General features: G+C 35.2%; 10 protein-coding genes. 4 read left to right on the top strand and 6 right to left on the bottom strand.

Going from position 1 to position 11185, the window contains the following annotated elements; genetic code table 11:
- Nucleotides 1-274: 274 nt before the first annotated feature.
- The 3 genes from RT261_RS20690 to RT261_RS20680 all read right to left on the bottom strand — a co-directional run bounded on the left by RT261_RS20690 (nucleotide 275) and on the right by RT261_RS20680 (nucleotide 1773).
- A complete protein-coding gene (locus RT261_RS20690) occupies nucleotides 275-610 on the bottom strand; it encodes a cupin domain-containing protein (RefSeq protein ID WP_313135057.1) in 336 nt (111 codons plus the stop codon).
- Nucleotides 611-704: 94 nt separating this feature from the next.
- Entirely contained in the window at nucleotides 705-1136 is a 432-nt protein-coding gene (locus RT261_RS20685; protein WP_313135056.1) for a MarR family winged helix-turn-helix transcriptional regulator, read from the bottom strand.
- A 97-nt stretch (nucleotides 1137-1233) separates the two neighbouring features.
- On the bottom strand, nucleotides 1234-1773 hold the full coding sequence (locus RT261_RS20680) for a glutathione peroxidase (protein ID WP_313135055.1): 540 nt from the start codon (nucleotides 1771-1773) through the stop codon (nucleotides 1234-1236).
- A 277-nt stretch (nucleotides 1774-2050) separates the two neighbouring features.
- On the opposite strand from RT261_RS20680, the gene RT261_RS20675 reads away from it, so the two are divergent.
- Both RT261_RS20675 and RT261_RS20670 read left to right on the top strand, forming a co-directional pair.
- Nucleotides 2051-2944: a DUF2156 domain-containing protein gene (locus RT261_RS20675; protein ID WP_313135054.1), complete on the top strand. Its 894-nt coding sequence runs from the start codon at nucleotides 2051-2053 to the stop codon at nucleotides 2942-2944.
- Between the two features lie 171 nt (nucleotides 2945-3115).
- Complete coding sequence (locus tag RT261_RS20670; protein WP_313135052.1) at nucleotides 3116-3676, top strand: AAA family ATPase; 561 nt, start codon at nucleotides 3116-3118, stop codon at nucleotides 3674-3676.
- A 324-nt stretch (nucleotides 3677-4000) separates the two neighbouring features.
- On the opposite strand, the gene RT261_RS20665 is transcribed toward RT261_RS20670, so the two are convergent.
- Both RT261_RS20665 and RT261_RS20660 read right to left on the bottom strand, forming a co-directional pair.
- Nucleotides 4001-4759: an ABC transporter permease gene (locus RT261_RS20665; RefSeq protein WP_313135050.1), complete on the bottom strand. Its 759-nt coding sequence runs from the start codon at nucleotides 4757-4759 to the stop codon at nucleotides 4001-4003.
- Nucleotides 4756-5727 carry an ATP-binding cassette domain-containing protein gene (locus RT261_RS20660; RefSeq protein WP_313135049.1) on the bottom strand — a complete coding sequence of 324 codons (972 nt, stop codon included), beginning with the start codon at nucleotides 5725-5727 and terminating at the stop codon, nucleotides 4756-4758. The genes RT261_RS20665 and RT261_RS20660 overlap by 4 nt, the downstream gene beginning before the upstream one ends.
- Before the next feature lie 140 nt (nucleotides 5728-5867).
- Here RT261_RS20660 and RT261_RS20655 point away from each other — a divergent pair, with 140 nt between their 5' ends.
- The gene (locus RT261_RS20655; RefSeq protein ID WP_313135047.1) at nucleotides 5868-6740 is read left to right on the top strand and encodes an AraC family transcriptional regulator; all 873 of its coding nucleotides are present in this window, start codon (nucleotides 5868-5870) and stop codon (nucleotides 6738-6740) included.
- A 362-nt stretch (nucleotides 6741-7102) separates the two neighbouring features.
- On the opposite strand, the gene asnB is transcribed toward RT261_RS20655, so the two are convergent.
- Nucleotides 7103-8956, bottom strand: a complete 1854-nt coding sequence (gene asnB, locus RT261_RS20650; RefSeq protein WP_334308256.1) for an asparagine synthase (glutamine-hydrolyzing) — start codon at nucleotides 8954-8956, stop codon at nucleotides 7103-7105.
- A gap of 214 nt (nucleotides 8957-9170) precedes the next feature.
- Between asnB and RT261_RS20645 the strand changes: the two genes are divergently transcribed.
- Entirely contained in the window at nucleotides 9171-10964 is a 1794-nt protein-coding gene (locus RT261_RS20645) for a heme NO-binding domain-containing protein (protein ID WP_313135045.1), read from the top strand.
- Nucleotides 10965-11185: the final 221 nt, after the last annotated feature.

Genomic DNA, 11185 nt, shown 5'->3' with positions numbered 1-11185 from the left:
TAACGTGGTATATAGGGTAAATTTGGCGTCATCCGACCGAGAAGGCTGTTTATGGTCGACTAGAGACTCAGTGACAAGTATCGCCCTCTGCGATGCTTGTCATGCGCTTTGAGGCTCTACCAAGACCATGCCGCACGAGGGAAAGGTAGCAAAATTTACCCTATACACCATGTTATCCTTACTAAATATAAATTAAGTCATTACGAAAACCCAATCAACACTTTTTGAATTCTACACCCCCCAGGCAAAGCGTCCTACAGAGATAAATTTTTATTTAAAATACAACGATTAAGAACATTTTAAATTGTTCCGGAGCATAAACGGCATGTGGAACTTCTGATGGCATAACAATGGTCTGCCCCTCTGAAAGGGTATAAGTTTCATCACCTATAGTAAACTGACCAGTTCCGTCTGTTACAAATACCATAGCATCACCATGAGAGGAGTGAGTACTTATTTCCTCTTCTTTATCGAAAGCAAATAATGTTAAACTTACATTATCGTTTTGCGCTAAGGTTTTGCTTACGACTTGTCCCGGCTGATAATTTACTAAATCCTTTAAAGTTAAGATTGTTGATAAATCAATGTTTTTTAATATTTTTTTAGACATATCCATATTCCTTTCTGATTATGATAACAGATTTATTTGTTATTATTAGTATAGATAAATGACTTAAAACTGTATGTTGCAAATGCAACATATCTTACTTATTTATATGGTCTAAAAATTTATGAAGTATATCATGAAGAATGGTTGCTTCTTCTACACTGATTGGAAGGCATGATCCCATCTGTTCTGGAATGTGAGAGGCTTTCTCTTGCAGTTCAATGCCTTTTTGCGTTAAGTTGATATAAACAGTTCTTTCGTCTGTAGTACTTCTATTCCTGGTGACAAACCCCTGCCTTTCCATCTTCTTTAGAAGAGGTGTTAAAGTCCCGGAATCTAAAAATAACTTATGTCCCAGTTCCTTAATGGATATATGGTCTTCCTCCCAAAGAGCCATAAAAGCAATATATTCCGTATATGTGATTTCCAAAGGGTCTAAAAAAGGCTTATATTTTTTAATGATTTCTTTAGAGCACACATATAAGGGAAAGCAGAGCTGACATTCAAGTCTTAATTTTTCATAGTTCATTAATTATTTCCTCCCAAATCCTAAAACTTCAACTTCTGATAACAACCTTAACCGGTAAAAGGTATATAATAATATGATAATTCTTGCCGTTTGCTAATTATCTGTTTAAAAGCTCCTCAATTTTTTCTCCTATATCTTCTGGTTTGGTAGTAGGAGCAAATCGTGCAATTATATTACCATTCTTATCAATTAGGAACTTTGTAAAGTTCCATTTAATATCCGAACCTGAGAAAGTTTGATTCAAACTCTCCAATTTTTTAATAAATACAGCAAGTTCCGCATCTTCTAAATCATTAGGAACTTCTGTTTTTAAGAATTTGTATAAAGGATCAGCATTTTCACCATTCACATCTATTTTTGAAAAGGTCTTAAAAGAAACACCATATTTTGTCTGGCAGAATGTTACGATTTCTTCGTTTGTTCCGGGAGCCTGACCCAAAAATTGATTGCATGGAAAATCAAGTATCTCAAATCCTTTATCCTTATATTGCTTATATAATTTCTCCAAACCTTCATATTGAGGAGTGAAGCCACATCCTGTAGCTGTGTTTACAATTAATAATACTTTTCCTTTATAATTATCGAAGGAAACATCATTGTTTTTGGTATCTTTTACTGTAAAATCATAAATATTCATGTTTTTTTCTCCTTTACATTAATCTTATTTTATGATATATTATACTCAATTAAATTGCATGCAATGTATTTATATTACTATAATATATAAGATTGGTCTCAGTGTCAATTGTTTTTTATAATACTTAGTATAAATGATTTTAAGAATTATATGATGACTTCTTAATTCAAAAATATTAAAAGTTTGTAAATAATTAGATACCTCCATTGTTAAAAATAATATAATCATGTAATATAGAAACATTGCAAAAAAGGACAAAAGGAATTGGAGATTACTTATGTTAAATTTTAAACCGATCTCTTTAGAAAGTTTGGATGAGATTAAGGAATATTTACCCTGTAAAAGCAATAGAACTTGTGATAGTACAGTAGGTACACTATTCATGTGGAGAGAATTTTATAAAAGCGAATATACAATATATAATGAAACACTATTTATGAAAGTAAAGATTTTAGATGAAAAGACCTCCTTTACTTTACCTATAGGAAAGAGGCCACTGGAGGAAGGTCTTCAGACGCTGGTGGAATATACGGATCAAATGAATATACCCCTTATATTTTGTGCAATACCGGAAGAAGCCGTAGAACCTATTAAGAATTTCTTTCAAAATAACGTTGAGTTTCAATTTGATCGGGATATGTCGGACTATTTATATTTATCAGAGGACTTAAGCCAGCTAAAAGGCAGAAGGTACAGCGGACAAAGAAATCATATGAATAAGTTCAGGAAAATGTACCCCGATTATCAATATATTAGAATGAATAAAGATAATATAGGCCGTGTCATGGAGTTTTACGATGGCTTTTCCAAAAACATGGTAAAAGCAATGGAGACAGCAATTGAGGAGAATAAACGAACAGAAGAAATATTACCCCTAATCGGTGATATAGGTTTATTCGGGGGATTTATCGAAGTGGATGGAGAAATCATTGCCCTATCTGTTGGGGAAATTATCAATGATACGCTTTATGTTCATATTGAGAAAGCTTTAAAAGAATACCCGGGATCCTATCAGATGATTATGAATGAATTTGCTAAAGACAGTGTAAATGAATCGGTTCTTTATATTAATCGGGAAGATGATGCTGGAGATTTAGGACTTAGGACTTCGAAATTATCTTATCATCCACATCAATTATTGGATAAATATTATATAAAAGTCATTAAGTAATTATAATATATTATAAAATTGTAAACTAAGCCACAGGTGAAAATAGATTTGATAAATTGTATTTTCGCTATGGCTTATTTTTTATAAATATATTTAATGTAGTTTTTTTACTTAATTTATAATATAATTATAAGAATTAGATAGTATAAAGTAGTTACAGGAGGGCAGTAGATGAAATTAGTTATTATTTTTGGACCACACGCAGTAGGCAAAATGACAGTAGGGCAGGAACTTGCTAAAATCACAGGTTTGAAGCTATTTCATAACCATATGACAATTGATATTGTTTCCGATTTATTTGCTAATATGCCCCAGGAGAGAAGAAGACTAACAGAGTTATTCAGGAAAGAAATCTTTGAAACATATGCTAAGAGTGATGAATATGGTATGACTTTTACGTTTATGTGGGCTTTTGATTCTAAGGATGACTGGGATTACATAAGCGGTTTGGAGAAAATTTTTCAATCAAGAGGTGCAGAAGTTTATTACGTAGAATTAGAAGCAGATTATGAATTGCGTCTAGAAAGAAATAAAACAGAGAATCGATTACTTAATAAACCATCAAAAAGGAATATCAAAAAGTCGGAAGAATTTTTTAGAAAATTGGAAGATAGACATCGCCTGAATTCATTTGAGGGAGAAATTCAACAAGAAAATTATATAAGAATTAATAATACGAATATTAATCCGGATATAGTGGCAGAAATGATAAAGAGTAGATTTTCATTATAGAGACTGTAATTTAATTTGTGTTTTCTTTGATTTTCATGGCTTAGAATTTTACAAAATTCAGATATGCCGTAAAGGCTGGAAGCCTTGATTTGACTGAATTTCCGGGATTCTTATATTGAGTAATTAAGCCTAAAATCATAGTCTGTGTAAACGGAGTATACACAAAATGAGTATAAAATGCCGCAAACTCGTATAAACAGAATATTATTTCGGAGTTGCGGCATTTCCTTTTTACCTGTTCATATACATAAAATCAGTCAATGATGCCCGAATGGGTATGGTATCTATTCGACTTTCTGCATTACAACACCTGTCGTTTAATTTTTACGAAATCGACTTGCGGTATACCCTTGTAGCCCAAAAAAGAGTTACTGCAGCCAATGGGACAATAACGGCAAAAGCTTTGAAAACCTCAGGGCCTCCAATGGTACCTGTGCCCAATACACGGGAGGCCTCTACCACATAATAAAGTGGGTTAATATGAGCTATGGCTTGCAACCATTTTGGCCCCAAAGAGATTGGAAGTAACACACCTGAAAGAAGTGTCAACGGTAATTCCAGCCCGGCCACCAGCGCAGCCATACTGCTGGCTTGCTTTAATATAAGTCCAAGGCTTCCTGACCAAGCAGATACGATTGCTGTCAATAGGCTCAAAAGCACGAGCATGACAAGCAAGCCTCTGGCGTGTGCTTTGAACCCAAACAATTGGGCAATGAATATAACCAAAACGGATGGTACAAGAAACGCAACAATATCTCTTAAAATTGTACCCATAAGCAGTGAAAAACGGGATACAGGGGAAACGCGCAAACGCTCAATAACTCCAGTTTGTAGTTCGCCAATGACTGCATATCCGGCACCTGTGCCTCCGATAAAAGCCAATAGCGTCAGCACACCGGGGACAAATGCATCTAAAACCGTACCGGTACTTAGTGGTGGATTGCTCAGATTTTTTAATAAGGGAGAGAATAGAGAGATATACAAAAGCGGCGTTGTAAGTGCCATACACACCCATACCGGTTGGCGAATCGTTTCTAATATTCTACGTTTGAATAATAGCCAAATTTCTAATAAAATCCTCATAGAGATTCCTCCATTCCCGTATCGCGCAGGGATTTGCCTGTTTGCTTTAAGAACACGTCATCCAGTGATGGCTGCGAAAGGGAAATTGATTCCAATTCAACGCCCCTCCCTTTAAGAATATTGAATAATTTGGGCATAGCTATTGCACCGTCCTTGACGTATAGGCTTGTTTTCCCACCTTCTATGCGTATGTCAAGCACATCTTCCTCACCGTCAAACATGTGTGCAATATCCTTTTGAGTGTTTTTGGGCTTTATTGTTACTACGTCGCCGGAAATCTTCCTTTTTAATATCTGTGGCGTTCCTTCTGCGACAATAATACCCTTATCCATAATACAAAGGCGGTCACAAAGTTCATCGGCTTCCTCAAGGTAATGGGTGGTTAAAAAGACGGTCACTCCCGCAGATTTTAATATTCGGATATGCTCCCAGAGGTTAGCGCGGTTTTGGGGATCAAGCCCGGTTGTCGGCTCATCTAAAAACAAAACATCAGGTTTATGTAGAATTCCCAGTGCTATTTCAAGTCGTCTGCGCTGACCTCCCGAATAAGTTTTTACCAATCTGTCTATGATATCTCGTAAGTCCAGTAAATCCATTAATAATTCCGATTGTTTCTGTACAGCTTTCTTATCCATACCATAAAGTCGACCGGATAACATCAAATTCTCACGCCCCGTGGCTTCAATGTCCCCACCTCCAAGCTGCCCCACATAACCGATATGTTTACGTACTTCCCGTGGGTTTCTCTTTACGTCATATTCACCGATTTTAGCCTCTCCCTCGTCAATGGGCAGCAATGTTGTAAGCATACGAAGGCTGGTGGTTTTCCCTGCGCCGTTTGGTCCTAAAAAACCAAAAATTTCACCTGGTTTTACCGATAGACTTATTCCTCTTACAGCTTCTACAGTTTTCTGATTTCGTTTTCCGCGGAAACTTTTCTTTACATTCCTAATTTCAATAGCATTCATAAAATTCCTCCTTTTCTTAATTAGTGGTACTAACCAATGGTAACAAATCAGGCTTTCCCATTCATGATAATTTTTGCGAAGTTCTAATGCCTTGTTTCCACTATTATGGTATAATAAGAGTTTGGACTGGAGGGGTTAGCATGGATTATCTCGTATCACTTGAAAAAGCAATTGAATATATAGAACTTCATTTAGACGAGGAATTATTTTCAGAAGATATTGCGAAAGCTGGGGGATATTCTCTTTACCACCTCACACACATATTTACTGCTGTTATTGGTGAGCCAATCGGCAGTTACATTCAAAAGCGCAGATTGTCAAATTCGTGTAAAAAGCTACTGTATTCCAATAAGCGTATCATTGATATCGCAATGGAGAGTGGCTTTGGTTCGTCAGAAGCATTCAGCCGTGCCTTTAAGTCCGCATACGATGTTAGTCCTGGTGCTTATCGAAAAAATAATTTAGATTTGTATACTGGTTCAAAAAAGATGCTAGATCGGGAATCATTACTGCATCTTGCAGAGGGAATAACAATTAGGCCCCGTATTGTTGAATTGGGTAAAATTTTTGTTGCTGGTATTCGTGGGGAAACATCCACTCTGCACAATATATTGCCTGACCTTTGGAACAGTCTGCTTGAAATAATAAGTCAAATACCTGCCTTATCTAATGCACGTCGTATTGGTATATGTGAAACAGATAGGACAAAAGTTAGCATATCAAAAGATGGTAATATAACTTTTTCAGAGATAGTTGGTATAGAAGTAGATAGTTTTAGGCATTTACCTAAAGGTGTAGATATAAAAACAATTCCAGGAGGGCGGTATGCAGTTTTTACACACAAAGGCACTGTGGCAACTCTGCTAAAAACCTATGACTACATTTGGGGTAGTTGGGTTTTGTTTACGAAGGAAAAGCTGGATGAGCGTGAGGATTTTGAGATCTATGACAAACGCTTCCTAGGAGCTGACGACGTAGATTCAGAAATAGATATTTATATTCCGGTAAAATAAACTAAAATCATATAAAGACAATCATCAATGATTATACTGACCACACCACCCGGAGCGAGCTACTTAGGGAAAGCCTTATAGAACATCTATTGCTATATGGGCAGACAGATGTATATTTACAAGAATCAGACGGGAGTTTGGTAAAATTGACATAGAAGGTGATAAGATTTAACAGACGGGATGGGGGAAGGAAAGGTTAAGATAATTCTAAACCTATCCCTCCCCATAAATCGTTTTTCTTCCCGATTGTTGTGCTACATTTCGTATGAATGGCTAATTGTTTATCAATAGCACACCTTATTTAATTGTATATTAGCATTAATAGTAATAATTGAATAAATGCTTTTTATTTATTCTTACAATCAAATAATTATTTCAATATTATATTTCTCAAGCCAATAATTTACTTGTAACATATATGCAAGCATCTGGGGACCTGCCATCAACTGACCATACCATGGCTTACCATAATCTGAAGGGGTATTTATAAAACCTTGCACTTTCTTTTTATCCAGCAATGCATTAATAGGAGAGGAACTGTCTTCTAAAACACTCAGTAATCTGTCTCCAAGAAGTTTTTCATATCCGGGATTGTAGGTTTTTGGATAAGGACTTTTTTTCCTATATAATATTTCATCCGGCAATAACCCTTTTACCGATTCCCTGAGAAGGTGTTTTACTTCACCATCTCTGCATTTAATATCCCAAGGCACATTCCAAACATATTCTAAAATTCGATGGTCAGCTAAAGGAACTCTGGCTTCCAGACCGGAATACATGCTGGTTCGATCTAAGCGGTCAAGGAGCGTAACCATAAACCATTTTATATTAAGATAAGCAATTTCTCTTCTTCTCTTTTCAATGAGGTCTTCCCCTTCCAGATAAGGAGTTTCAGAAATGGATTTCTCATAAGTTTCAATTACATACTTATCAAGATCAATTTCTTTTAAGAGTTCATCGGATAGAAGCAGTTTTCTTGGCTCCATGTTCTTTGACCAGGGAAAAGTATGCATCTGAAAAGATTCTTGCTTATGAAACCAAGGGTAACCACCGAAGATTTCGTCAGCACATTCTCCGGTTAAGGTAACATTATTATGTTTCTTTACAAGAGAACAAAAATAGAGCAGAGAAGATTCCACATCAGCCATATTCGGTAAATCTCTGGCATCCACTGCTTTATATAAATAATCTGCCAATCTTTCATTGCTGCATTCTAAATAGGTATGATTGGTCTTAAAATACTTTACCATAATATCCACATAAGGCCTGTCTTGAGAAGGTTGAAAAGCATTTGATTTAAAGTATTTTTCGTTTCCCACAAAGTCAAAAGAGAAGGTGTTCAGCTGTTCCCCATTCTTTGCCAATTCATTTGCACATACAGCAGTGACGATGCTGCTATCCACACCACCGGATAAAAAAGTACATATAGGTATATCGGATACCATCTGTCGCTTGATAGAATCTACTACTAAATGAGAAGTTTTATCAATTGTTTCAGAATAGGAGTCTGTATGTGGTTTGCTGATTAATTTCCAATAGGGAATTTCCTTTAAACCATCACGATTATATACGTTATAATATCCCGGCAGTACCTCGTGGCAATCTTTAAATACGCCATTTCCATATGTTTTTGCAGGACCTAAGCCAAATATTTCACATAATCCCTTTTTATCAATCTGAGGCTTTACCTTAGGATATTCGAATAGTACTTTTAATTCGGAGCCAAAGATTAAAGTATCGGACTGAATGGTATAAAATAATGGCTTAATCCCCAATCTATCTCTGAAAAGATACACATGATCCTTTGCTTCATCCAGTATGGCATAGGCAAATATTCCATTTAACATTTTAACGGATTCCGGACCATATTCCATAAAGCTAACAAGAATTACCTCAGTATCGCTGCTTGTTTGAAAAAGCCATCCTTTCTGCTCCAGATTTTTTCTTACTTCTTTGGTATTGTATAATTCTCCATTATAGATAATGGTAAAGACATGATCGTTTATTTTACGTGACATAGGCTGCTTTCCATTTGCAAGGTCAATAATAGATAGCCTCACATGGGATAGGCCAACATGCTTTGTCAGATATACTCCTTCATCATCCGGACCCCTATGCTTAATTTTATTTTTCATGTTATCAAGAACCTGAGTCCATCGAAATACTTCTGTCGTATAATCTTTACTATAATTACAAAATCCTGCTATTCCACACAATTTATTACCCTTTCCTTTCATAATAGTAATCATATGCATTAAATTATAAGCAAATGCATAAAATTTTTCTGGTATTTTGTCTAATTTAGGATTATTTTTCATGTTTCATAATTAGTATGTCTTGAATTTCAAAAATAATTGAACTATAATTACATATAAGTAAAAAAGTCAGTAATTTAAATGACATACACTATATTACAAAGGAGAAATGAATATGAAAGGAACTGTAGTATCGACCTGGGTAGAATCTTGCAGAAAGTTATTTGGAGATTCCGTGGTAGATGATGTACTGAAAGTAAATGGAATAGACACAGGGCATATTTTTAATCCATTTGAAGATGTACCGGATACAACTGCAAAAGCTATAGTCGATCAAGTAGGGAAAAAAATAGGAAAAAGTCACAAAGAAATATGGTTCGTTATGGGAGAAGAAAATGTAAAGACCTTTAGTAAAACATATCCCGGTTTCTTTCGTCATGAATCTGCTTATCAATTTTTAAAGTCCATGAATGATGTTCATGTTATTGTTATGAAGCGTTTTAAAGGAGCTGTACCGCCTATTTTGGATGTAACGCCTATATCATCTCATGAAATCATATTTACCTATCGTTCAAAAAGAGGAATGGAAGATTATTTGACCGGTCTGATCAGCGGAGTTGCACATTATTTTGAAGAAGATATTAAAGTAGAAACCCTCAGTAAAAATGAAGGGGAAACCCAGTTAAAACTCAAGTTTGAAAAAGAAATTCAATATACGAAGAAATATCGTATCAGCCGATTTTTCTCATTTGGAATATTTAAAAAAGTAGGAATAAAGTGTGCGATTCCCAATACATTAGTGGCTGCTATAGCTACCTACATCTTGTCAAAAGATATTGTAGACACACTAATATTAGCCGGGGTTACTTTATTAGCTACGTTAGCAACTAATTTTATATTTAATCAGCCGAGAAAATTAATTCTAAAAGAACTGGATAAGTTAAGCGAACGTAATTTCGTGGAATCCGTAGTTCTAAAATCCAATGATGAATATGAAGATTTTATGAATAAAATTAACGCAGTGAAAAAGAATGTACAAAAAGATTTCATTGGATTCAATGCTATTGTGGATGAATTATATACCTTTAATAAGTCAGTTTCAGAAATTGCAGGCACAATGGAAAGTACTTCCAACGACATCACTACTGTATTGGAACAGGTAGCAGAGGCGGCAATTACTCAGGCAGAAGATACAGAGAAAGCCATAACGGTTCTTGACGGAAGTATACGGAATGTAAGTTCAATATCCGATGACGGGCAATATAATAAGGGACAAATTGAAGAAGCAGTAGTTGGAATTGAAGAGAGTTTTCATAATGTAGAAGCCACCGCATCACAGATTACGGATATATTAACAAGATTTAGTGATATTAGAAAACGCAGTAATGAAATGAAAGAAAATGCGGATAATATGACGCAGATTGTATTAATTGTATCCTCTATTGCAAAACAAATTAACTTACTTGCATTAAACGCCTCTATTGAAGCGGCAAGAGCAGGGGAAGCAGGAAGAGGTTTTACCGTAGTTGCTGAAGAAATCAGAAAACTTTCAGAAGAAACTAATAGTGCCGTAGAGCAGATTAATGAAAGCCTTAACTATTTTGTATCTAATATAAATCAGGTTGGAGAAGGTATTGAACAAGAATACGGTATTCTTGAAAATGAAAACAGTAAGTTATCAGAAGCAGTTGACACCTCCAATCAGTCCAATAAGAGACTAAATGAAGTATCTAAGTTGTTAATAAAGAATTCTCAGGATTTAAAATTAGAAGCAGATAATATATCTAAATTGTTTGATGGCGTTCAGAATCTTGCAGCTATTGCAGAAGAGAATTCTGCCTCAACACAGGAGGCAAATTCTAATGTTGCAGTTTATGTAGAACAAATCAATGAGTTATCACATCAAATTAAGGTATTTGATGCAATGATTAAGAATTTCCAGGAAGACTTGGGTAATTATGAAATATAGTAAAAATTTGGGTTATTAACGAAAGTACGCTTTGCCTAATATAGGTTAACTAGACCATAGAGAGTAGGGGATGTTATATATTGCTTGTTCCATATAGAAATTCGATGGTTCTAATACGATAGTAATCGCTTAAAACATATTTTAAAATTGCGAACTCCTCGGCTATGCCCCGTAAATAATAGGTGCAATCACCTATTATTCAACATCTCAATTTTTAAATA

It is taken from the genome of Anaerocolumna sp. (assembly GCF_032079385.1).
GTDB lineage: Bacteria > Bacillota > Clostridia > Lachnospirales > Lachnospiraceae > Anaerocolumna.
This window is presented reverse-complemented; position numbering and strand designations above follow the sequence as displayed.

Coding starts and splice junctions, on each gene's coding strand:
- RT261_RS20690 (WP_313135057.1), bottom strand. CDS start 610: ATGTCTAAAAAAATATTAAAAAACATTGATTTATCAACAATCTTAACT.
- RT261_RS20685 (WP_313135056.1), bottom strand. CDS start 1,136: ATGAACTATGAAAAATTAAGACTTGAATGTCAGCTCTGCTTTCCCTTA.
- RT261_RS20680 (WP_313135055.1), bottom strand. CDS start 1,773: ATGAATATTTATGATTTTACAGTAAAAGATACCAAAAACAATGATGTT.
- RT261_RS20675 (WP_313135054.1), top strand. CDS start 2,051: ATGTTAAATTTTAAACCGATCTCTTTAGAAAGTTTGGATGAGATTAAG.
- RT261_RS20670 (WP_313135052.1), top strand. CDS start 3,116: ATGAAATTAGTTATTATTTTTGGACCACACGCAGTAGGCAAAATGACA.
- RT261_RS20665 (WP_313135050.1), bottom strand. CDS start 4,759: ATGAGGATTTTATTAGAAATTTGGCTATTATTCAAACGTAGAATATTA.
- RT261_RS20660 (WP_313135049.1), bottom strand. CDS start 5,727: ATGAATGCTATTGAAATTAGGAATGTAAAGAAAAGTTTCCGCGGAAAA.
- RT261_RS20655 (WP_313135047.1), top strand. CDS start 5,868: ATGGATTATCTCGTATCACTTGAAAAAGCAATTGAATATATAGAACTT.
- RT261_RS20645 (WP_313135045.1), top strand. CDS start 9,171: ATGAAAGGAACTGTAGTATCGACCTGGGTAGAATCTTGCAGAAAGTTA.